This is a genomic window from Bacillus sp. 41-22 (assembly GCF_025809295.1).
GTDB lineage: Bacteria > Bacillota > Bacilli > Bacillales > Bacillaceae_G > Bacillus_A > Bacillus_A mycoides.
Map to the genome: position 1 here is coordinate 1,450,659 of NZ_CP084035.1, position 22,195 is coordinate 1,472,853.

21 protein-coding genes and 1 riboswitch are annotated in these 22,195 nt (G+C 34.8%); of the genes, 16 read left to right on the forward strand and 5 right to left on the reverse strand.

The window, feature by feature from the left end; translation table 11 throughout:
• Positions 1 to 80: 80 nt before the first annotated feature.
• Positions 81 to 1,898, reverse strand: coding sequence for a sensor histidine kinase (locus LCF45_RS07445; protein ID WP_078206319.1), 1,818 nt, complete (start codon positions 1,896 to 1,898; stop codon positions 81 to 83).
• A 201-nt stretch (positions 1,899 to 2,099) separates the two neighbouring features.
• Complete coding sequence (gene deoD / locus LCF45_RS07450; RefSeq protein ID WP_000110707.1) at positions 2,100 to 2,807, reverse strand: purine-nucleoside phosphorylase; 708 nt, start codon at positions 2,805 to 2,807, stop codon at positions 2,100 to 2,102.
• A 174-nt stretch (positions 2,808 to 2,981) separates the two neighbouring features.
• On the opposite strand from deoD, the gene LCF45_RS07455 reads away from it, so the two are divergent.
• Positions 2,982 to 3,776: a hypothetical protein gene (locus LCF45_RS07455; protein ID WP_078206318.1), complete on the forward strand. Its 795-nt coding sequence runs from the start codon at positions 2,982 to 2,984 to the stop codon at positions 3,774 to 3,776.
• 4 nt (positions 3,777 to 3,780) lie between these two features.
• Here LCF45_RS07455 and mprF read toward each other — a convergent pair whose 3' ends face one another.
• Positions 3,781 to 6,363 carry a bifunctional lysylphosphatidylglycerol flippase/synthetase MprF gene (gene mprF, locus LCF45_RS07460; RefSeq protein ID WP_002168797.1) on the reverse strand — a complete coding sequence of 861 codons (2,583 nt, stop codon included), beginning with the start codon at positions 6,361 to 6,363 and terminating at the stop codon, positions 3,781 to 3,783.
• Between the two features lie 186 nt (positions 6,364 to 6,549).
• Here mprF and LCF45_RS07465 point away from each other — a divergent pair, with 186 nt between their 5' ends.
• The 14 genes from LCF45_RS07465 to LCF45_RS07530 all read left to right on the forward strand — a co-directional run bounded on the left by LCF45_RS07465 (position 6,550) and on the right by LCF45_RS07530 (position 19,594).
• Complete coding sequence (locus LCF45_RS07465) at positions 6,550 to 6,939, forward strand: hypothetical protein (RefSeq protein ID WP_002086670.1); 390 nt, start codon at positions 6,550 to 6,552, stop codon at positions 6,937 to 6,939.
• Positions 6,940 to 6,961: 22 nt separating this feature from the next.
• Positions 6,962 to 7,453: a YpuI family protein gene (locus tag LCF45_RS07470; protein ID WP_002126375.1), complete on the forward strand. Its 492-nt coding sequence runs from the start codon at positions 6,962 to 6,964 to the stop codon at positions 7,451 to 7,453.
• A 105-nt stretch (positions 7,454 to 7,558) separates the two neighbouring features.
• Positions 7,559 to 8,473 (forward strand): superoxide dismutase, encoded by a 915-nt coding sequence (locus LCF45_RS07475; protein ID WP_016119903.1) that lies wholly within the window; start codon positions 7,559 to 7,561, stop codon positions 8,471 to 8,473.
• Between the two features lie 113 nt (positions 8,474 to 8,586).
• Positions 8,587 to 9,711: a D-alanyl-D-alanine carboxypeptidase family protein gene (locus tag LCF45_RS07480; protein ID WP_002086664.1), complete on the forward strand. Its 1,125-nt coding sequence runs from the start codon at positions 8,587 to 8,589 to the stop codon at positions 9,709 to 9,711.
• The gene (gene spmA, locus LCF45_RS07485) at positions 9,704 to 10,300 is read left to right on the forward strand and encodes a spore maturation protein SpmA (RefSeq protein ID WP_002086662.1); all 597 of its coding nucleotides are present in this window, start codon (positions 9,704 to 9,706) and stop codon (positions 10,298 to 10,300) included. Before LCF45_RS07480 ends, spmA begins: the two co-directional genes overlap by 8 nt.
• Complete coding sequence (spmB, locus tag LCF45_RS07490; RefSeq protein ID WP_002086660.1) at positions 10,297 to 10,827, forward strand: spore maturation protein SpmB; 531 nt, start codon at positions 10,297 to 10,299, stop codon at positions 10,825 to 10,827. The genes spmA and spmB overlap by 4 nt, the downstream gene beginning before the upstream one ends.
• Positions 10,828 to 11,115: 288 nt before the next feature.
• Entirely contained in the window at positions 11,116 to 11,844 is a 729-nt protein-coding gene (gene rluB, locus LCF45_RS07495; protein WP_002030733.1) for a 23S rRNA pseudouridine(2605) synthase RluB, read from the forward strand.
• 94 nt (positions 11,845 to 11,938) lie between these two features.
• Entirely contained in the window at positions 11,939 to 12,460 is a 522-nt protein-coding gene (gene resA, locus LCF45_RS07500; protein ID WP_002064495.1) for a thiol-disulfide oxidoreductase ResA, read from the forward strand.
• Positions 12,461 to 12,584: 124 nt separating this feature from the next.
• Complete coding sequence (resB, locus tag LCF45_RS07505) at positions 12,585 to 14,201, forward strand: cytochrome c biogenesis protein ResB (protein ID WP_002086654.1); 1,617 nt, start codon at positions 12,585 to 12,587, stop codon at positions 14,199 to 14,201.
• Between the two features lie 18 nt (positions 14,202 to 14,219).
• The gene (gene resC / locus LCF45_RS07510) at positions 14,220 to 15,377 is read left to right on the forward strand and encodes a cytochrome c biogenesis protein ResC (RefSeq protein ID WP_002030737.1); all 1,158 of its coding nucleotides are present in this window, start codon (positions 14,220 to 14,222) and stop codon (positions 15,375 to 15,377) included.
• A gap of 301 nt (positions 15,378 to 15,678) precedes the next feature.
• The gene (gene resD / locus LCF45_RS07515; protein WP_002011758.1) at positions 15,679 to 16,395 is read left to right on the forward strand and encodes a DNA-binding response regulator ResD; all 717 of its coding nucleotides are present in this window, start codon (positions 15,679 to 15,681) and stop codon (positions 16,393 to 16,395) included.
• Complete coding sequence (resE, locus tag LCF45_RS07520; protein ID WP_088291306.1) at positions 16,395 to 18,170, forward strand: sensor histidine kinase ResE; 1,776 nt, start codon at positions 16,395 to 16,397, stop codon at positions 18,168 to 18,170. The genes resD and resE overlap by 1 nt, the downstream gene beginning before the upstream one ends.
• A gap of 142 nt (positions 18,171 to 18,312) precedes the next feature.
• Entirely contained in the window at positions 18,313 to 18,894 is a 582-nt protein-coding gene (locus tag LCF45_RS07525) for a cob(I)yrinic acid a,c-diamide adenosyltransferase (RefSeq protein ID WP_002086651.1), read from the forward strand.
• An 85-nt stretch (positions 18,895 to 18,979) separates the two neighbouring features.
• Positions 18,980 to 19,594 (forward strand): peptidoglycan DD-metalloendopeptidase family protein, encoded by a 615-nt coding sequence (locus LCF45_RS07530; protein ID WP_002141020.1) that lies wholly within the window; start codon positions 18,980 to 18,982, stop codon positions 19,592 to 19,594.
• A 220-nt stretch (positions 19,595 to 19,814) separates the two neighbouring features.
• Here the strand turns inward: LCF45_RS07530 and LCF45_RS07535 are convergent, their stop codons facing one another.
• Positions 19,815 to 20,501: a hypothetical protein gene (locus LCF45_RS07535; protein ID WP_002011767.1), complete on the reverse strand. Its 687-nt coding sequence runs from the start codon at positions 20,499 to 20,501 to the stop codon at positions 19,815 to 19,817.
• A 248-nt stretch (positions 20,502 to 20,749) separates the two neighbouring features.
• Positions 20,750 to 20,889: riboswitch (FMN riboswitch) on the forward strand.
• Positions 20,890 to 21,052: 163 nt separating this feature from the next.
• On the opposite strand from LCF45_RS07535, the gene LCF45_RS07540 reads away from it, so the two are divergent.
• A complete protein-coding gene (locus LCF45_RS07540) occupies positions 21,053 to 21,631 on the forward strand; it encodes an ECF transporter S component (protein WP_002011769.1) in 579 nt (192 codons plus the stop codon).
• Between the two features lie 117 nt (positions 21,632 to 21,748).
• Here LCF45_RS07540 and LCF45_RS07545 read toward each other — a convergent pair whose 3' ends face one another.
• Positions 21,749 to 21,997 carry a ferredoxin gene (locus LCF45_RS07545; RefSeq protein WP_001151994.1) on the reverse strand — a complete coding sequence of 83 codons (249 nt, stop codon included), beginning with the start codon at positions 21,995 to 21,997 and terminating at the stop codon, positions 21,749 to 21,751.
• Between the last annotated feature and the right edge of the window lie 198 nt (positions 21,998 to 22,195).

Sequence of the window (22,195 nt, forward strand, 5' to 3'; positions counted from 1 at the left end):
TAAAGGAAAGGATTAACTTGTTTCTTACTATAAAGGGAGAGTGTGAATTTCATGTGAACTCCTAGTGAAATTAAGACAAATTATTTGACTTCTTTTACTTTTTGTAAATTAAAATAAAATACAACGCTATTAGTGGTATTATACACGCCGTATTCAGCGTGATGGAGATCTAAAATGTTTTTCACAATGGATAACCCAAGGCCAGTACCTCCAGTATGACGGCTACGAGAAGCGTCTAAACGGTAGAAGCGATCCCAAATTTTTTCAAGGCTTTCTTCTGGAATAGGATTACCTGTGTTTTCAATTTTGATTTTCACTGTATCTTCCGTTTCTATAACAGAGACGTGTATTTTTTCACCATCTGGAGTATATCGAATTGCATTGCTAAGTAAGTTTACAACGACTTGCTCAATACGGCTACGATTTGCTTTAACAAATAGAGAAGAGTCAGCATGGATGTCCACTTGTAAATGTTTTTCCTCCATGCTAAATAATAATTTTGTATAGACTTGTTGAATTAATTCACCGATTGAGAATGTCGACATTTCTAGTTTGTACGTACCTGATTCTAGTTTTGCTAATTCTAACATTTCAACAATGAGCCTGTTCATATTATCTGTCTCTTCCAAAATAACATTTGTATAATATGTCGTATCTTTACTTACGCCATCTTGAATACCTTCAGCGAAGCTACGAATAACACTAAGTGGTGTTTTTAATTCATGAGATACACCAGAAATGAATTCTTTTCTCGTTTTTTCCAATTGACGTTCGCGTTCAATATCTTGTTGTAATTTTGTATTGGCAACATTTAATCGGTCGATTCGATCTTTTAAATTTACAGAGAGTGTATTAATACCACTTGATAACCCGCCAATTTCATCGTCTGCTGTAACAGGTAACTTCTCGCTAAAATCAAAGTTGGCCATTTTTTTTGTAACACGATTTATCTTAATTAATGGTTTAACAATGATTTTTGAGTAGTAGAAGGATAACAAAATAATAACGAGAAACACGATAATTAAGGCATAGACATAATAATCTTTTAAAACGAGCATCGCTTCATTAACAGGTTGTAAAGATGCTATCGCAAAAGCGTACTCCTTAATTTCTCCGTTTTCCATAATAGGCTTTACAAAGACACTGTTTTTTATATTTTCCCCACTATCTAAAATATACGTGTTTAATTGATTTGAATTAGAAGTACCTTGTCTAATAGTTCTTGCAAAATATTGAACAGCTTGTAATGTTTCAAAATCCTTTGCAAGACGAACCTCAGTTTTGGAAGGAAGCTGTAATTTAGATATTACCCCAGTAAAATAGATTGGAGAACCAGTATTATTATATCGATTTTTAAGTTTATTTTTAGATGGATTACCACTAATGGATTGAAAATCTGAATTGAATTGTTCATTTTCCCATCTAGTATTATTAGTTATTAATTCTTGAGGTGTTATTATATTATTCGGTTGGAGTAGTCCGTCTACATAAATTATTCCATCTTTTTTTAATCCTAATTTTGCGAATTTATTATATTCTTCTGGTGTTAAAAGATTGTTAAGGGGGATGGAATAGGTTTTATTATTGTTAGGGTTAATCACATCAATGGAAAAACTGTTTTCACTTTCAATAATGCCGTTAGAATCTAAAAATTGCATTTCAGCATTCGTTTTATCGTGAAATTCTTGTTTTAGCTTTCTGATTTCCTCAAAACTTTTGTCGCTTTTTTCATAATTATCTACGAATTTTTCAAAAGCCGTTTGAACGGTTTTTATTTTTTTATTAATATAAAACTTCTCTAAAAATAGAGATTGTCCAAGGAAAAAAAGGAGAAATATGATTGTAAATAAAGTTGATGTTAATAAAAATAGTTTAAAGACGATGCTTCTGTTCTTCACTGTTTCACCTCGTATGAAAAATACTGTAATATAAATGATTTCTTAATTATAACAAAGGTTACAAAAAAGTAGAGGGGATAAATCTGCCTCTCTCTAAAGTAGTTTTTTATAGAATGTCACATAAAGAGACGGTACAGTGACTATAGAAGTATTTTAGCATAAAAAAGAACTCGCCAGACGTATGACGAGTTCTTTAGTGTACTATTGCTGAATTGCTGCATCTAAAGCGATTTCAATCATTTCGTTAAATGTAGTTTGGCGCTCTTCAGATGTTGTTTCTTCACCAGTGAAGATATGGTCGCTTACTGTTAATACAGATAATGCATTTACACCATATTTAGCTGCTAATGTGTAAAGAGCAGTCGTCTCCATCTCTACTGCTAATACACCGTAATCTCCAAGTTTTTTAACCATGTCCATGCTCTCACGATAAAATACATCTGCTGTTAATACGTTACCAACACGAACGTGTAATCCTTTTTCTGTTCCAGCATCGTAGGCTTTCTTTAAAAGATCAAAGTTTGCAGCAGGAGCAAAATCAAAACCCGGGAATGTTAAGCGATTCATATTAGAATCTGTACAAGCCGTCATCGCAATAATAACGTCACGTACCTTAACATCTTTTTGAATTGCACCACATGTCCCAACACGAATTAAATTTTTCACTCCGTAGCTTTGAATTAATTCGTTTACATAAATAGAAATAGAAGGAACACCCATGCCTGTACCTTGAACAGATACACGCTTTCCTTTGTAAGTTCCAGTGAAACCTAACATGCCACGCACGTTATTATAACAAGTAACATCCTCTAAAAATGTTTCAGCAATATATTTTGCACGTAATGGATCACCAGGTAATAGAATAGATTCAGCAATTTCGCCTTGTTTTGCTTCAATATGTACACTCATGAAAAATCCTCCTTATTAATGTATTGATAGAAATCAATATCATTTGCATTATACACTACGACTCCTTTCAATTAAAATCTTTTTTATTTGTAATATGTGCAAAAGAGGAGGATTTCATAAATCATAATCTAGAATATATATTTAAGAGGTTTTGCATGGATAAAGAAAATAAAAATGGTAGGTGATATTTTGAAAAATCTTGTCATTGGGCTTATTGCACTAATACTTATTGTGGCAGGAGGATTTTACATAAAAAAATATCAAGAAACTGTAGAAACGACCGGAGATGTTCAAGAAGTGAAATGGGATGTGAAAAATAAAAAGGAAAATGAAAAAGCCGATATTTCGTTTCAATTGCTAAATAAAATGAATAATGAAGTTCGTGGTGTGAACGATCAAATTCGAGCAGTGATAGTGGATGGGAATTTGAAAAACATACAACAAACGAAGCCTATATTTGCTGGAAATGGATCGTATAAGCTATCTTCAGATGTAGCAAAAGGTGAAGGGTACACGATATTTTTGTATGAAAATGAAAACAAGTCCGTGGAATCATTTGCTAAGAAAGATTTTGGTGAAGAAAAAAAGGAGACAAACAAGGACAAGAATAAAAAGAAACTACCTGTCGATACTGTACTTACAAAAAATATAGGAGAGCATCAAGTGTCTCTTTTATTTGGGGCATTACATCCGAATGAGGCAACGACATTAACATTTCAGTTTCAAGCGAAAAAGGGAGAAAAGCTGAAATTAAATTCAGGGAGAGGCGAAGTCAACGCGCTATATATCGTTGATGAAACGAGGGGACATTTTTTATATGCCATTCCTGTTGATACGGATGAGCAATTACAATATCGTATTACATTTCCAGAAGAAGGAACATATAAAATATGGGGGGATTTCTATATAAATGGTAAGAAGTATGAAAAGGAGTTTAGTATACAAGTGCAAAAACGAAAAAACAGCTAAGTACTTAGCTGTTTTTTCGTTTTCCTATTAATTTTGTTACAGAGAGCATTGTAATTGGTAAAGAATGATTCTTTCGAAATGCTAAATATTTTCCACTCCATGCAGGTTTATATTTTTCTTTGAAATGTCGTAAACCGCTGAAGCTATATGTGTAACGAACGTTATTAAATATTGCAGCAGCAACTCGTTCAGACCAAAACGATTGCGTTGATAAACCGACATTTGAGAGTGGTGCCATACCAATATTAAAGGAATGGTATTCATTTTCTTTTGCCCAGTGGAATAAGTGGATAAAAATTGCATCCATAATTCCGCTAGGGGCATCTGGATAATAACGCATTAAATCAACAGATAATATGCCACTTTGATATACTGGCATAAAGGTTGTGAATGCAATGATTTTTCCTTCTGCATCAGATAATGTAGCGATAGGGGCACGACTAATATACTCACGATCGAAGTACCCAAGTGAAAATCCTTTCTCTTTTTTTCCGCCGAGCCAAGCATCAGACACTTTCTTTAATTCCTCGTATAATTCGTCTGAGAATGGTGGCTCATGAATAGAGAATGTATAACCTTCTCGTTCAAAACGGTTGAAAGTGGCTCGCATACCAGCACGTTTCTTTCCTGTTATTGTAAACGTATTTAAATCAACGACAGCCTCTTCACCAAGTTTAAAGAAGTTGTAGCCAAAATCGTGGTATAAGCTCATCCATTTGCTTTCAATTTGATAGAATACGCAAATATAGCCAAATCGATCAGCTTCAGTCAAAAATTCTTGCAATACAGTGCGGTAGGAGGATGGATCACCAATTGGATCACCTAGTACAACAAGACGTTTTCCAGTAATTGAAAAGAGAAGAAGTGCTTTTCCGTCACTACTGAAGAAGAACTGTTTATCTCCTAAAAAACCTAAATGACTAAGTACATTCCCGCCATGTTCATCTAAGAAGTTTTCTAACCTTTTATCATTAGCTGGTTGCCCGGGAAATTGACTACGGTAACGATTGGCAATTAGTGAGCCGATAAGTAAAAAAGTAGGAACGAAAAAGGCTGCTGCTAATGCACTTCGTTTAACTTGTGTAATATTTCGAACGACAAAATCAGGTTGGAACGCTTCTTTTGCACCCGCAAATAAAATACCTAAGTTTTTATATAAATATAACGTAAGTAATAAGAAGATAAATACTTTTACGATATCAGAAAGAGAGACTTCCATTTTTTCGCGTGCAAATCTTTTACGAAGCATATACAGCACAGCAAGTACGATTAATAAAATAAAGGTTTCTTCAATATCAATTCCTTTTAGGGTATTAAAGATTGCTGCTCCAATTAAAGAAACAATCGTCATATAGTAAGAACGCTTTGTTCCATAATATATGCCTCGCGAAAGAATCAGGAGGAGAATACCGAATGTTAATGATAAGCTAAAAGAAAATTGAATAAGGTGCTTTGGAGCTAAAATATGTAAGGCGTGAGCTCGATTTATACTAGTCGGTAAAATTGTTGATAGAATAACCATTAAGCCAGCGAATACTGTTAAAGCGGCGGATGCCCATGAACCTAATTTCCCTAAAAAATCACGTTGTAAAGTCCAAATTACACCAGTTGTTTCTAACGCAGGTGCAATAAATGGTTTATCTTCAATTTTTTTTATGGCAGCTCCTGTCATTTCAAAGGCTGCAAAAATGAGACCTAGGCAGAATGGTAAGATGTAATAGACAAGTCGGTATAATAACATAGCAGGTAGTAATACGCCTGTATCAACGCCGTATTGTCCTAGTCCAGTTAAGAAAACAAGGTCAAATGAACCAAGGCCACCAGGAACAAGACTTACGACACCAGCTAAAGCAGCAATTACGTAAACACCTAAAAACTTTTGAAATTCGATATCAATTCCAAACAATATTAAAATGACGTACATAACGATACCGGCAGATACCCACTCGACTAATGAAACTAATGAATATAAAACAGTTGGATTTTTCTCTTCTTCTTCCTCTTGTCCGTCTAGCTGTTTTGTTTTTCTATTTTTAATTTTAGAAAACCCAATATATATAGGAACGAAAAGAGCAAAGAAGATAAGAACAGGCCATAACCACGGTTTTTCGTGCAGAATAAAACTAGTGTCTAATATTCCAATAAGGCCGAGGAATGACAGAATGGCTAATCCGTTAATAAAAGCGGTTGTCATCCAAGCAATACTTTTAATAAGTTTTCCATTATCTTTTATATGCGGACGATATAGCATTGTACGTACACCGGCACCAACAAGACCACCAAAACCGATAAATCCATTTAAAGTGTTGGCAATCCATGAGATGCGGAAGATCTTTTGTACAGGTATATCTGCTTTTAAGTAACGAAGCATAACAAAGTCATAAAAGAACATTGTTGAAACGGCAAATGCACCGAGTGTAATCGCTAAAAATACCCCACCAGTTGGAATGTTTTTAATTGTTTCAATTGCTTCTAAAAAAGAAATGCCTGCTAATTCTTTTTTAGCTTGAAAGAAAACAATTGTTAAGACAACAAATGGGAAGATTATTTTCCCGATTTGTAAGAAACGTTTCCATGAAAACGACATAAATACAACTCTCCTTGTGTAAGAAAACTGAGACAATAATATTATTATGACAAACTTCAAGAAAAATAAAAAGTTAAATTCCTGTATAGGGAAGCTATTTTTTATATAGGTTATATTTAAAAGAATATTTCGTTTATTAGAAAATTGAGTTAAGATAAGGTGAAAGAAGGAAGAGAGGGGAAGTAGATGATTATAATAGGTTATGCAGGATATGAGTTAGAAAAAGCAAAACCGAATACATCAGAAGATTTTTTTAATAGATCTGAAGTGACATATATATTAAATAATCAAGAAAAAACCTTTTCTGTCTTATATGTTAGATATTTTGAAGAAATTTTACAAGAAATTACCCCTTTTGAAGGAAATCCAGTTTATAAAGTAGAAGAACAAGACGTATATTTACGAGATATTGTAGCGATCGCTTGTTTAGTGAAAGATAAAGAGCTACGCGCGCAGAAGCGCTTGTATCTCAATGAAGTAACAGACTTTCAACGATACTTTGATGAGGGAACAGTGGTGAAAGTACAAGAAATATTAGCTGAATTACATAAAAATAAAAGAGTAGAAATAGCGTAAAACGGCAAAGGAGAGAGAAGCCATGTCTAATTTGATGGTTGAAAATCAAACAGAACAAGTTTCTATATTTTTAGAAGATGTAATTTCCTTGATAACTAATTATGTAAATTATCATACGTTACCTTCTTTATTGGAGGAGACACCAACAGGAAACGAGCAATATTATAAAGGTATATTAGCATCAATAAGAAGACTTCTTGTTTTTTGTGAAGAAGGACTTGATGCATGTTTTGTTTTGTTGAATAGCCAACCATTTCGAAAGACCGCAGCTGAAACAGTTTTATATAAGATTTACCATCAAGTAATTGCAGAGTTTTTTTCGCCAAAGAATGATCATTGGTATGAAAATAGTCGTTCTGCTTATACAGGGAAAAATTCTATTGTTTTTCAGCAAACCCCCCCTGGGTCTATAGAACGAATGATGAAGGATTTAGAAGGGAAATTTCAATTGATGCGTGAAGAACTAGAATATTATGAGACAGATTACCAAACAAAAATGTTGCACAAATATTAATTAAGGAAAAGAAGCTAAGGACACTTAGCTTCTTTTCCTTTTGTACAGTTATATAAGGGATTTTCATTGAATATATTTAAGTGGATAGCAATAAGGAGGTGTGACATGAGTCAGCAAGGTGTATTTACAGATTACTTTCATGAAGTAGAAAGCTGGTGTGAAAGTGTTCTTCAAGTATTAGATAGCCGTGCAATGGAAGTGTATGATGTCCATATGCTTGCTTATAAAATTCAAACGTTATTAGAGCGTATGAAAGAGCATGAATACGACACAGATGCCGAGTTTATGTATGAAATAAGTGAGGATGTAGAACATATTCAACACCATTTACAGGAAGTATTTATGCAAGAAGGAGAGGAATATGAACTATGTGAAAGAGGGGATAGCGAACGAGCTGTTCCGATTGGAGGGCATACCCTTCCGCCATTACCTTATCCATATAATGCGCTAGAACCGTACATTTCACGAGAAATTATGATGTTACACCATGATAAACACCATCGTAGTTACGTGGAAGGATTAAATAAAGCAGAGAAGATGATGGAAGAAGCGAGAAAAACAAATCAATTTGATTTAATTAAGCATTGGGAAAGAGAAGCGGCTTTTCATGGATCAGGTCATTACTTACACACGATATTTTGGAATAACATGAAAAAAGATGGTGGTGGAAGTCCGAGAGGGGCTTTTTCACAACAAATTGAGCAAGATTTCGGAAGTTTTTTACGTTTTCAAAAGCATTTCACGGAAGCCGCTTCTAAAGTGGAAGGTTCAGGATGGGCAATTCTTGTATGGGTACCCCGTTCAGGAAGGTTAGAAATTTTGCAAAGCACGCTTCATCAATTGTTTACACAGTGGGATACGATACCACTCCTTGTACTGGATGTATGGGAACATGCGTATTATTTACAATATCAAAATCGAAAAGATGAATATATTAAAAATTGGTGGAATGTTGTAAATTGGCCAGATGTAGAAAAGAGATTTGAAAGTGCGAAGCAAATTGAATGGACACCGTATTAGACGCATATCTCATGCGTCTTTTTTAGTGGAGGTGGAAGGAAGATTTCGTTCATATTTTAAAAGGCCAAGCATACACTTGTACAAAAAGTGCCAAAAGGACGTGGGGGGGAAATATGAGACGAATTTGTATAATAATTACGCTAATTATAATGTACGCAAGCGTTATGCCAATTCCTGCATATGCAAAAATGAACGGTGGTGTCAGTGCTCGTAACGCAGTCTTAATGGAACAACAATCCGGTCGTGTGCTATATGGGAAATTAGAACATGAGCCACAAAAAATTGCTAGTATAACAAAAATTATGACAGCATTGTTAGCTGCTGAATCAGGAAAAATGAAAGAATTAGTATCGGTTAGTAATGAAGCGGTACGAGTAGAAGGATCGGCAATTTATTTAAAACCTGGACAAAAAGTTAAGTTAGAAGATTTAGTTTACGGATTAATGCTTAGATCTGGTAATGATGCAGCACAAGTAATTGCTGAAAATGTGGGAGGGAGTATAGAAGGATTTGTATATTTAATGAATGAAAAGGCGAAAGAAATCGGAATGAAAGATACGCATTTCTCAAACCCGCATGGCTTGGATGGGGATGGATCGCATTATTCGTCGGCTTATGACATGGCATTATTAACGAAATATGCAATGGGGAACGAGACCTTTAAGAAAATTTTTGGAACAAAAACGTATAAATCAGATTCTTGGGATTATCCGTGGAAAAATAAACATAAGCTTGTGACATCTTATTATGAATTTGCAACAGGGGGAAAGACAGGTTTTACGAAGAAAGCAGGACGGACGCTTGTCACAACAGCTTCAAAAGATGGACTAGATTTAATTGTCGTAACTTTGAGTGCTTCTAGTGACTGGGATGATCATATGAATTTGTTTGATAAAGGCTTTGAACGCTATAAGCAAGCGAAAGTTTTAGGACAAGGCGCACTCGCTGAAATAAATGAAAAGAAATATGCCAATCATGTTTATACGAAAAATAGTTTTTCTGTACCTTTAACTGAAGAGGAAAGAAAGAGCGTGTTATTGAAAGTTGAGCTCGATAAAAGTGCAAAACTTACGGATGGAGTAAAGATTGGGAAGACAGAAATTTATGTAGGGAACGAGAAAGTTGGAGAACGAAATTTGTTTTACAGTAAACGAAAGTTAGTAGCTACAACGGGAATGTATTGGAATAACGTAAAAGAAATATTCTCTTACATGATAGGTGTTGGGATAGATGGTTAATCTCGTATGGGCAGCGATGGCAGTTATAGGGATTGTGTATGCCATGATAAATGGAACGATGGAAGAAGTGACCAAAGCAGTGTTTGAAGGGTCAAAAGATGCCGTAACGATTTGTATTGGACTTATTAGTGTTTTAGTATTTTGGCTCGGTTTAATGAAAATTGCTGAGGAAGCTGGATTGTTAAAGAAGTTAGTATCACTTTTTATGCCGATAGTAAAAAGATTATTTCCAGAAATACCGAAGGATCACCCGTCAATGGGATTCATTTTATCAAATATGATGGCGAACTTTTTTGGGTTAGGTAATGCAGCAACACCTTTAGGTATTAAAGCAATGGAACAATTGAAAGAGTTAAATGGTGGAAAGGATTCAGCAAGTCGTTCTATGGTGACGTTTCTAGCATTAAATACTTCAGCGATTACATTAATTCCGACTACTGTCATTTCGATTCGAATGACTTATGAATCAGCAAACCCTACTGAAATCGTTGGCGTAACATTTATAGCACAAGTGTTATCGATGATTGGAGCGATTTGGATTGACCGCTATTTTTACCGGAGAAGGAGTAGAAAGGGGCGGAAAAAATGAGTATTGTAAATACAATTTCATTATGGGTAATTCCTTGTGTAATTGGTTTTATCCTTTTGTATGGCACGATAAAGAAAGTTCCAACGTACGAATCGTTCGTTGAGGGCGGAAAAGAAGGGATTCAAATTGCGGTTTCCATTTTGCCGTTTATGGTTGGAATGCTTGTATCTATTTCTATTTTCCGGGCATCAGGTGCTTTAGATGCGATGATATCGGTAATGAAGCCGATGTTAGACTTTATTCATGTACCAGCCGAAATCGTTCCACTTGCACTTATACGTCCGATTTCGGGATCTGCTGGTTTAAGTATTACGACCGACTTAATCGCTACATATGGGCCAGACTCGTTTATTGGTAGGTTAGCTTCAACGATGCAAGGTAGCACAGATACGACTTTTTATATATTAACAGTATACTTTGGAGCTGTCGGTATTAGAAAAATGGGAGATGCATTAAAGGTAGGACTTTTTGCAGATTTAATCGGAATTATTTGTTCAATTGTGTTTGTTTCCCTATTGTTTCGGTAATGCTATTCATTTTTTGCGCTATTTAGCTTATAATACGTATACGACCACTATTAACGTGTAGTTTAATAGTGGTTTTTTTATGCGGTGTTTTTGACAAAATGATGAACTTTTATCGTGGACAACATGAAAAAGTGTAAACAATAATAAAGGGTGAAAACGTGATATGCCTTTAGACGTTTATCATCATTGCTATGTTGTTAAAGATAGGCGAAGTAAATGGCATAAAGCTTAGGCGGTTGCCAAGTCTTTCTAATGTAAGGTAAGATAAATTTGAGGTGAAAAAAAGAAATGGAACGATTACAAAAAGTGATTGCGCAAGCAGGTATTGCATCGAGAAGAAAGGCTGAGGAATTAATTCAGCAAGGGAAAGTGAAAGTTAATGGGAAAATAGTGAAGGAGTTAGGAACAAAAGTAACTCCTCAAGATAAAGTGGAAGTAAATAACATCCCTCTTGAAAAAGAAGAACCTGTTTATTTTTTACTATATAAACCAACTGGTGTAATTTCAAGTGTATCAGATGATAAAGGAAGAAATGTTGTAACAGACTTTTTCCCTGAAATTAGACAACGTTTATTCCCAATCGGACGCTTAGATTATGATACGTCTGGCGTATTATTGATGACAAATGATGGTGAATTTGCAAATGTATTAATGCATCCGAGATATAAAGTTGAAAAAACGTATGTTGCGAAAATTAAAGGGCCATTAACAGGTGAGAAAATTCGCATGTTAGAACGAGGTGTTGCATTAGAAGATGGGAAAACAGCACCAGCACAAGCGAAAATTATTTCTTGGGACAAGCGTAAAGAGATGGCAATTGTACAATTAACGATTCATGAAGGACGTAACCGTCAAGTACGCCGCATGTTTGAAGCGTTAGATTGTAAAGTAATGAAATTAAAACGTGAACGGTATGCCTTTTTAGAAGTGGGTAGCTTGCGTCCTGGCGATGCAAGAGAATTGACACCACATGAGGTGAAACAATTACGTGCATTGGCTTCTACAAAGCCTCGCTAATCTATATTGTGAAACTTTCACCAGTGGAATGCTCCGCTGGTGATTTATTAAAAAATACATATATTTATCACTCGTCGAAGAGAGGGGAGACAACATGAAAAAAAATCGCTTATTATTTCGTGTTATCATTTTGCTCATTTTAAGCGGTGCGGTAGGGTTTACGCTATATCAAGGATTTTTTACTGATAAAGAGAAAATGCAAATTGGAAAAGAAGCACCTAACTTTGTTGTAACTGATTTAGAAGGAAAGAATATTGAATTAAAAGATTTAAAGGGAAAAGGTGTATTTTTAAATTTTTGGGGAACTTGGTGTAAACCTTGTGAAAAAGAAATGCCTTATATGAATGAGTTATATCCGAAATATAAAGAAAAAGGCGTTGAAATTATTGCCTTAGATGCAGATGAAACGGATATCGCAGTGAAGAACTTTGTGAAACAATATGATTTGAAATTCCCAGTTGCAATTGATAAAGGGCAAAAGATCATAGGTACATATGGAGTGGGACCATTACCAACAACCTTTTTAATTGATAAAGAAGGCAAAGTAGTAGAGCAAATTATAGGTGAGCAAACGAAGGAACAATTGGAAGAGTACTTAAAGAAAATCACTCCATAATTAATAAAGCCTTTACATAAGAGGTGCTTACGTATAGCGCCTTCGCTTTAAAAATTCTGAGTATTGCGGTAACTCTAAGCTGGAATATACAATAGTACATATAGATAAAAGGGCGGTGAGAGCTTTGAAAGAAATTAAGTGTGAATGTGGACATGTTAATCCGATAGGAACCATTTTTTGTGAAGCATGTGGGAAACCATTTGAAAGTAATGAAAATATAAAATTATTGGATATGAGATATGAGGGGAGTGCCCGGAGATCTCTCACACATACAAAAACGATAGTCGATAAAATTTGGAGTTTTTTCTCTTCTGTAAAAGTAGGTGTATGGTTAATCGTAATAACTTTAGCTGCATCGGCAATAGGAACTATCTTTCCCCAAGAAATGTACATAACTCCAGGAATCGAACCAGCTGAATATTATAAGACCGAGTATGGATTTTTAGGACAATTATACTATCAATTAGGATTTAATAATTTATATGGATCATGGTGGTACATGATTTTAATTGCTTCCATTGGTATTTCACTTGTTATATGTAGTTTAGACCGTGTCATTCCTCTTTATAAAGCTTTAAAAAAACAAGGAGTGAAAAGACACCCAAGTTTTTTGAAAAGACAGAGAGTGCACGGGACTGGTACGCCGCATGAAGGTGACTTAGAACGAGTTCAAATTAATTTAAAGAAACGTAATTATAATGTGAAAGTGGAAGATGGGAACGTTTTAGCGGAAAAGGGACGTTTTTCACGTTGGGGTCCATATGTAAACCATATTGGTCTTATTATCTTTCTATTCGGTGCAATGCTACGTTTTTTACCGAGTATGTATGTAGATGAAGCACTTTGGTTACGTGACGGTGAAACGAAAGAAATACCAGGAACAGATGGTCAATACTATTTGAAAAACGAAAAGTTTATCAAGGAAGTTTATGATAAGAGTAAGGATAAAGAAGTTTTTGATGAAGCAATTGATCGTGTTGGTGATAAAATGATTGCGAAAAACTTCCAAACAAATGCTGTATTATATAAAGCGGTAGGAGAAAATATAGCGGGTCAAAAACCAAAATTAGAAAAGGTAAAAGAAGCTGAAATTCGAGTGAATGAGCCACTGAAATTTGATCAATTTGCTGTTTATCAAGTGGATTACAAAGAAAGTGAATTTAAAAGCATGTCTTTCCATTTGCAAAACAAAGAAAATAATCAAAAGTTGGGACCGATTAAAGTAGATTTAGCGAATCCTACAGAAAAATATGATTTAGGAAATGGGTATTCTCTAGAACTATTAAGCTATTTTCCAGATTTTTATTTTGATGAGAATGGAAGGCCGAATACGAAAACAAAATTACCGAATAATCCTGCATTCGTCTTTAAAATGTTTACCCCGGAAACACCAGATGGTGAAGTTAGTTTCGTCGGTATTCAGCAAAACATAGAGCCTGACGGGAATAATAAATATAAAATGTCATTTGCAGGTGTGGAAATGCAAAATGCAACAGCTCTTACGGTAAGAAAAGATTTGACGCTTTGGATTCTCGGTATTGGAGGATTTATATTTATGGTTGGTGTGATTCAAGGTATGTATTGGAACCATCGCCGTATTTGGATACAACGTGTTAATGATGAATGGTGGGTTGCAGGCCATACGAATAAAAATTGGTTCGGCTTAAAGAAAGATATTGAAAGAGTACTAGAAGGAACAGCGATTCCACAACCACACGATAAAATGAATGAAAAAAATTAGTTAAGGTGGGGAAACGATATGGTACAAATAAGTAGTAATTTTCTGTTCGCGGCGTTTATCTTATATTTAATTGCAACTTTATTTTTTGGAGGAGCAATTAAAGAAAAAGGTAACAAGTGGGCAAATATAGGTATAACTATAACAATTTTAGGATTTATTGCACAAATAGTATATTTTGTTACAAGATGGATCGCATCAGGACATGCACCGGTTAGTAACTTTTTTGAATTTGGTACATTTTTTGGCATGATGCTTGTGGGAGCTTTTATCATTATGTACTTTGTATATCGTGTAAGTATTATTGGTTTATTTGCTTTACCGGTAGCTCTTTTATTAATCGCTTATGCAAGTATGTTCCCGAGAGAAATTTCGCCGCTTATCCCATCTTTAAAGAGTAATTGGCTACATATTCATGTAACAACAGCGGCAGCGGGACAAGCAATATTAGCAATTAGTTTTATTACAGGCGTAATGTATTTACTGAAAAATGTAGATCAATCAACAAGAAGTAAGCGTACATTTTGGTTAGAGACAGTAGTTTTCACACTTGTTTGTACAGTTGGGTTTATTGGAATAACAACGGTATTTTCTAGTATGAAATACGAAGCGAAGTTTCAATGGATTGATAAAAATGAGCAACAAGTTGAAATGAAGTATAATCTCCCTGCTTTAGTTGGACCGCATGAAGGGAAGTTAATGACAGAAAATAAATTAGAGCCAACAGTTGAAGTTCCAGCGATTGTAAATGCGAAAAAATTAAATACTGTTATTTGGTCAGTGTTAGTCGGAACGCTACTTTATATTGTATTAAGACTTGTTTTACGTAAGCGAGTGTCAGCGGCACTTCAGCCGTTAGTAAAGAATACGAATAGTGATTTATTAGATGAAATCGGATATCGTTCTATTGCGATAGGATTCCCGGTGTTTACATTAGGAGCATTAATCTTTGCAATGATCTGGGCTCAAATCGCTTGGACGCGCTTTTGGGGTTGGGATCCAAAAGAAGTTTGGGCGCTTATTACTTGGCTCTTTTATGCTGCGGTATTACATTTACGTTTATCTAAAGGATGGCATGGAGAAAAATCCGCCTGGCTTGCAGTGATTGGTTTTGCAATCATTATGTTTAACTTTATTGTAGTAAACTTAATTATCGCGGGTTTACATTCATATGCATAGAGAAATAAAATAGGAGAGTGTATGTCACTTTCCTATTTTATTTTTGTCAAATTTTCTTCTTTTTTGAGAAAAACATGACAAAGTAGCGGTTGATTCTGTAAAATGATGTCGAGGACCAAATATACTGTTCAAAAAAAATACATAGTTTTGGAAAAAAAATGAACAAACTTTATTATTCTTGTGAAGCATAATATGGGAAGTGGAACGTTAAAAAATGCTTAATTAAACGAGGATAGGTGCAACATTATATTGTAGAAGGGTAGGTGTAAACCGTTGTGGTAAAAGTACGCAGCGGGTAGAAATGGAAAATGAATCAAGAATTTTAATTGTAGACGATGAGGATCGTATTCGTCGTTTATTAAAGATGTATTTAGAAAGAGAGCAATACACAATTGAAGAAGCGGATAATGGTGATACAGCTTTAGAAATGGCGTTACAAAATGATTATGATTTAATCCTACTGGATATTATGATGCCTGGTAAAGATGGTATCGAAGTGTGTAAAGGGATTCGTGAGAAGAAAGCGACGCCAATTATTATGCTGACAGCAAAAGGTGAAGAAGTAAATAGGGTACAAGGGTTTGAAGTTGGAACTGATGATTATATTGTAAAGCCGTTTAGCCCGCGTGAAGTAGTACTTCGTGTGAAAGCAGTATTACGCCGCGCTGTACCAACGACATTCTTTACACAAGATACAACGACGAAAGATGTTACTGTTTTCCCTCATTTAACAATTGATAATGATGCGCACCGCGTTACAGCGGATGGTAATGAAGTAAACTTAACACCGAAAGAATATGAATTACTATTATTCTTAGCGAAATCCCCGGATAAAGTTTTTGACCGTGAGCAATTGTTAAAAGAAGTATGGCAATATGAGTTCTTCGGAGATTTACGTACAGTTGATACGCATGTAAAGCGTTTACGTGAAAAGTTAAGTAAACAATCACCAGATGCAGCGAAAATGATTGTTACCGTTTGGGGCGTAGGTTACAAGTTTGAGGTTGTGAACGACTGATGCTTTGGAGAAGTGTAGTAGGGAAGTTATGGATGACCATATTACTTCTCGTTTCGTTTGTTCTTGGATTTGTTGCTATTTTACTTTCACAGTTTTTTAGAACGTATTATGTTGATATGAGTGAAGCTAGGCTTCAGAAAGTTGCAACAAGTGTCACGGAATTAATTGAAGAAGGTGCCGATGTAAAAACGATTGAGAATATTGCTTACAAATTTTCTGATCCACTTTCAAGGATTATCATTGTAGAAGACGGTAAGGAAATTTCTTCTTCGCCGAAACAAGAAGGATTAGTTACTCTTACAATAGATGATTTGAAAAATGATAAAGAATTAGCAGCTGTTTTTACAGATAAAAAGGATATTAAGAATAATATTAGAAAAGCTTCTAATAGTAGGAAGAATAAAAATACTGAAAATGATATTATGATCGTCGGGAAACCAGTACAGTCAAAAAATCAAAGTGCAGTGTTTGTATATGAATCATTGCAAGTTCCAATACAAGGTATGGAGAGAACGACTGATTTTATTTTCTTATCAGCCGGGATTGCGATTATTTTAACAACTTTCTTTGCATTTTTCTTATCTACTCGAATTACGGCACCGCTTCGTAAAATGCGTGAGGTTGCATTTGAGGTAGCGCGCGGGAAATTTGATACGAAAGCCCCTATGGTATCTCAGGACGAAATTGGTGAGCTTGCAACTGCTTTAAATCAAATGGGGAAACAGTTGAAGTTTAATATGAATGCCCTGCAGCAAGAAAAAGAGCAGTTAGCTAGCATTTTGAGTAGTATGGCAGATGGTGTTGTTACGTTAAATCAAGAAGGTGAAGTCGTTGTTATCAACCCACCGGCAGAACACTTCTTACAAGTTTGGCAAGAAGAAAAAGAAGTAGAGTTAATTAAAAAACTGCCTTCTGAACTTGTTGAACTATTCCATCTCGTTGTAGAAAGTGAGCAACAACAAGTTGTTGAAATTAATTTGCAAAAAGGTAACTACGTAGTTCTTATGACACCGCTTTACAATCAAACAAAAATTCGTGGAGCTGTAGCAGTATTGCGAGATATGACGGAGGAGCGTCGTCTTGAGAAAATGCGTCAAGACTTTATTGCGAATGTATCACATGAACTTCGTACACCGATGGTAATGCTTCAAGGATATAGTGAAGCAATTTTAGATGATATTGTGCAAACGAAAGAAGAAATTAATGAGTTTGTTCAAATTATTTATGATGAATCTGTTCGTTTAGGTAAACTTGTAAATGAGTTATTAGATTTAGCCCGTATGGAAAGTGGACATGTAGAGTTACATATAGGTGAAGTAGATATTCATCCATTTGTCGAAAAAATTGGCCGTAAATTCCAGGGGATTGCAAAGGATAAAGAAGTCCAATTAACAGTGGATTTCCAAAGTCCAATTGAACAATATCCGTTTGATGCAGACCGTATGGAACAGGTACTGACGAATTTAATTGATAATGCAATCCGTCATACAAATGCAGGTGGACATGTTACACTTGTAATTAATACGAAAAATAGTGGCCTTACTTTCGAAGTGCAAGATTCAGGTGCTGGTATTCCAGAAGAAGATATTCCGTTCTTGTTCGATCGATTCTATAAAGCTGATAAAGCAAGAACGCGAGGGAAAAAAGTTGGAACAGGACTCGGGCTTGCGATTGCTAAAAATATTGTTCAAGGTCATGACGGGAAAATTTCTGTATCAAGTGTCGTTGGAGAAGGAACTACATTCTCTGTATATTTACCAAATCGTATAATTTAGATATATATGTTTTTTAAAAGTTGATCATGAATAAAAGCTTTACTGTTTTTTTATTTTTTTGTAAGTGCAATTAAATAAAGAATGGTAGAGTTTTTTTCTTTAATAATCAGAATGAAAATAAAAAGAGAGGTGTCATAATGAAATGAAACTTTATACAAAAACAGGTGATAAAGGGGAAACGAGTGTCATAGGTGGCCGAGTGGATAAAGATCATATACGTGTAGAAGCTTATGGAACAATTGATGAGGCGAATTCTCATATCGGATATGCCATGTCTAAATTACAAGAGGAATGTTTTCGTAACATTTATAACGAACTTGAAAATATTCAACATGAACTATTTGATTGTGGAGGGGATTTAGCAATAGTAGAGAAGAAAATCCCTTATAAAGTAACGATAGAGATGGTCGAGTATTTAGAGAGACGAATTGATTCGTATACAGAAGAAGCGCCGCCTTTAGAGCGTTTTATTTTACCAGGCGGTAGCGAGATATCGGCTGCACTACACATTGCACGTACAGTTATAAGAAGAGCAGAACGTTGTATAGTGTCATTGCAAAAAGAAGGAGAAACCAATGAAATTGTTCTAAAGTATATAAATAGGTTATCTGATTATTTATTTGCGCTTGCTAGAGTAATAAATGCGCGTTTACAAGTGAAAGATGTGGAGTATAACCGCAGTGCACTTGTTTTTCGTAATAAAGAAGAGAAGGAAGTGGAGTAATCCACTTTCTTTTTTTTGTATACTTTTTTCTGTAATATCCCACAATAGAGAAGGTATGACGGTTATTAGAAAACGGAGGATGTATATGAAAGCGTTAAAATGTGGCGTGGTGATATTGAGTGTATTATTTTTATCTCAATTACATGTTTACGCTGAAGGGAATCAGTGGATATGGCCTGTTGATGGGCAGATAAGTGATTATTTTGGGACAAGACATGGGAAACACTATGGTATTGATATAGCTGCGCCTATTGGAACGCCTGTTGCAGCTATTCAAAATGGTAAGGTGACAAAGTCTTATTTTTCAAGTAGTTATGGAAATGTTGTGTTTATTAAACATGGAGAATATGAGGCTGTTTATGCGCATTTAAATAAGAGATATGTAGTTCAAGGTGATAACATTTCAAAAGGAGAGCTAATTGGAGAGGTAGGGAATACAGGAGAATCGCGAGGAGCGCATTTACATTTAGAAGTGCATCAAGGGAGATGGACGATGGAGAAAAGGAATGCGATGAATCCGTTGCTTGTTTTAAATGAACAAAAAAATCAAGTTGTGTCGTCATCACTATATATTGTACAAAAAGGTGATACTTTAGTTGGTATTGCCCGGAAATTTAGTATGACAGTTGAGGAAATTAAAGTGAGGAATGGATTGCGACAAGAGCAAATCTATCCGAACCAACAACTATACGTCAAGTAAAGGCAACGTCTCAAAAGCATAACTTTTGAATAAATTTATTTTTTTCTTATTTAAGATTGCGATAGTAAATGAAATTATATCGACGCAAATTTATATCGAACATAGCTATTATTATATCGACATTTCGACAAGAAATGTCGACTAACAATAAAATGCGACAGTAAGAGCAACCTATTCCTAACGAAAAACCGTCCCAAAAGATCTTTTGGGACGGCTTCTTTTACCAAAAAATAAAGACACATATAAATCCAGTAATAGCTAAGTAGCTATATAAGTAAAAGACTTTTGTTCTTGTTTTTTCTTTTGTCCGAAATAGTACGATAGTTGGTTCGATTAGACCAATTGTAAGACAAAGTAAACCAAGAAGCATAAAGCCAATTGAAAGAGAATACAGGGCGATTTGTGGTGCTTGAAATGGAATCATCCATTTTAATAAAAATGCAATAAGTGCAGTGTAACAAATGCTACCGATGTATTTATTCAATGGAGTATCAGAACGGAAACCAGGAAGTTTCTTGGAAAACGGACGGGAAACAACTTCCGTTTGTAAAGATGTATGTTCTTCAATTATTTTTTGAGCTTCTTTTCCTTTTTGGAAAAGGGATAAAATCCAGTTTCGCTCACCTTGGAAAATAAATTGAGAAGTTGTTAAATAGTGATCAACTTTTACCTTATTCCAACTCTTCCATGGATGACGCTCACACAATTTTAATTTACTTTCTGTTTTTTTATCATACTGATAAATACTTATGCCATCTTGGTCAAAAGTAGCGTAGTATGTCTCTCTTGAGAATGTGCCTAGATCAATTGGACAGTAGAAAAGTAATTCTTTTTTCAAATAAAAGTATTCTTTTCTTAAGTTCTTTTTCATTGCTTCTCGAATAGAGTGTCTTTTATCTTTCTTCATGACATTTCCTCCATAACTCAGAAAATGTTCTTATCTTAACAATTCAACATCTTATCACTTTTGACGACATATGACTAGGGGGATTCATAAGAGAAATACCGAATTATAAAAAATATGGGTTGTATTGTAAAATATAGTGATTGTTTCTTTAATTATATAAAATCAATAACTTATTTTTAGTAAGTTACACTTTTTTTGTTCACAATACGATCATGTTGTTGTATAATGAAGTGGAAAATAGAATATCGGTCTATCTTCGGGGCAGGGTGAAAATCCCGACCGGCGGTGATGAACATTTAATAATTTCGTTCTAAGCCCGCGAGCCGTTAAGGCAGGATTTGGTGTGATTCCAAAGCCGACAGTACAGTCTGGATGGGAGAAGATGGAGGTTCAAGCGTTCAAAAAAGATAAGTATTTGAACGTCTGTTTGATGTGCCTTAAAATTCTCCCTTTGTGTAAATCACAAAGGGTTTTTTCGTTCTATGAAAAAATAGGCATAGCAGAACCTTTCCACTTTCCATGAGAAGATCGATGGAAAAGGAGAGAGAAAGATGAAACAAAAAAACAGTGTAGTGCAGATGGTGAGTGTAGCGATGCTAAGTAGTATTGCGTATTTACTAATGATGTTGGATTTTCCATTCCCAGGGCTTCCGCCATTTTTAAAAATTGATTTTAGTGATGTGCCAGCTTTAATTGCGGCGATAATTTTTAGTCCAATTGCAGGTGTAATTGTAGAAGCGATAAAAAATATTTTGCATTACGGAATTCAAGGAAGTTTAACGGGAGTACCAGTAGGAGAAGTAGCAAACTTTATAGCGGGATGTTTATTTATTGGTCCAGCAGCATTCTTATTCCGAAAGTATCGCACAGTAAAAAGTTTAACGACAGGATTAATGCTAGGTACAATTACTATGACAGTTATTATGAGTGTGTTAAACTACTTTATTATTTTACCAGCGTACACTTGGTTTTTAAATTCACCAGCTATGTCTAGTGATATTATGCGACAAACTATTGTAACGGCGATATTACCGTTTAATGTAATTAAAGGAATTGTTGTAACAATTGTATTTGTAGCACTATTTTCACGCTTGAAAGTATGGGTATTTGCAAAAATGAAAAATGCTTAAAAATATTAAACCATTGGCAGCGTAACTGCTAATGGTTTTTTTGTTAGTGAGAATGAAAAAGAGTGCAAAAAATCCCCCTCATAAGTATGAGGGGGATTTTTTGAAGTTAATAAAAGACTATTCGAATTTTAAAGAGTCGCCATCAAATGATTCGTCAGCAACTTTAATTGAGTCAGTTGGACAACCTTCGAATGCATCCATCATATCTTCAATTAATACATCTGGAATTTCAACGATACCTTGGTTATCGTCTAATGTTACAAATGCAATGCCTTCATCATCATAGTCATAAATGTCTGGTGCAGCAGCACCACAAGCACCGCATGCAATACAAGTATCTTTGTCAACGATTGTATATTTTGCCATATTTTTTCCCTCCTGATAATATGTATGTGAAAAGTTCGCCAAAAAATTATAATCTTATTGTAAAACGGTTTTAAAAACTTTTCAACATAAAATTATAATGATAATGCTTATCAATTAGAGTGTCAACTTATTTTTGAATTATTTCATAAGATTTTCAAAATACTTAAATGTTATTTCGTTTGATACAATAGAATATAT

Bases quoted from the DNA above. Each gene is read 5' to 3' on its own strand.
- deoD (WP_000110707.1), bottom strand. From the start codon at position 2,807: ATGAGTGTACATATTGAAGCAAAACAAGGCGAAATTGCTGAATCTATT.
- LCF45_RS07455 (WP_078206318.1), top strand. From the start codon at position 2,982: ATGGTAGGTGATATTTTGAAAAATCTTGTCATTGGGCTTATTGCACTA.
- mprF (WP_002168797.1), bottom strand. From the start codon at position 6,363: ATGTCGTTTTCATGGAAACGTTTCTTACAAATCGGGAAAATAATCTTC.
- LCF45_RS07465 (WP_002086670.1), top strand. From the start codon at position 6,550: ATGATTATAATAGGTTATGCAGGATATGAGTTAGAAAAAGCAAAACCG.
- LCF45_RS07470 (WP_002126375.1), top strand. From the start codon at position 6,962: ATGTCTAATTTGATGGTTGAAAATCAAACAGAACAAGTTTCTATATTT.
- LCF45_RS07475 (WP_016119903.1), top strand. From the start codon at position 7,559: ATGAGTCAGCAAGGTGTATTTACAGATTACTTTCATGAAGTAGAAAGC.
- LCF45_RS07480 (WP_002086664.1), top strand. From the start codon at position 8,587: ATGAGACGAATTTGTATAATAATTACGCTAATTATAATGTACGCAAGC.
- spmA (WP_002086662.1), top strand. From the start codon at position 9,704: ATGGTTAATCTCGTATGGGCAGCGATGGCAGTTATAGGGATTGTGTAT.
- spmB (WP_002086660.1), top strand. From the start codon at position 10,297: ATGAGTATTGTAAATACAATTTCATTATGGGTAATTCCTTGTGTAATT.
- rluB (WP_002030733.1), top strand. From the start codon at position 11,116: ATGGAACGATTACAAAAAGTGATTGCGCAAGCAGGTATTGCATCGAGA.
- resA (WP_002064495.1), top strand. From the start codon at position 11,939: ATGAAAAAAAATCGCTTATTATTTCGTGTTATCATTTTGCTCATTTTA.
- resC (WP_002030737.1), top strand. From the start codon at position 14,220: ATGGTACAAATAAGTAGTAATTTTCTGTTCGCGGCGTTTATCTTATAT.
- resD (WP_002011758.1), top strand. From the start codon at position 15,679: ATGGAAAATGAATCAAGAATTTTAATTGTAGACGATGAGGATCGTATT.
- resE (WP_088291306.1), top strand. From the start codon at position 16,395: ATGCTTTGGAGAAGTGTAGTAGGGAAGTTATGGATGACCATATTACTT.
- LCF45_RS07525 (WP_002086651.1), top strand. From the start codon at position 18,313: ATGAAACTTTATACAAAAACAGGTGATAAAGGGGAAACGAGTGTCATA.
- LCF45_RS07530 (WP_002141020.1), top strand. From the start codon at position 18,980: ATGAAAGCGTTAAAATGTGGCGTGGTGATATTGAGTGTATTATTTTTA.
- LCF45_RS07535 (WP_002011767.1), bottom strand. From the start codon at position 20,501: ATGAAGAAAGATAAAAGACACTCTATTCGAGAAGCAATGAAAAAGAAC.
- LCF45_RS07540 (WP_002011769.1), top strand. From the start codon at position 21,053: ATGAAACAAAAAAACAGTGTAGTGCAGATGGTGAGTGTAGCGATGCTA.
- LCF45_RS07545 (WP_001151994.1), bottom strand. From the start codon at position 21,997: ATGGCAAAATATACAATCGTTGACAAAGATACTTGTATTGCATGCGGT.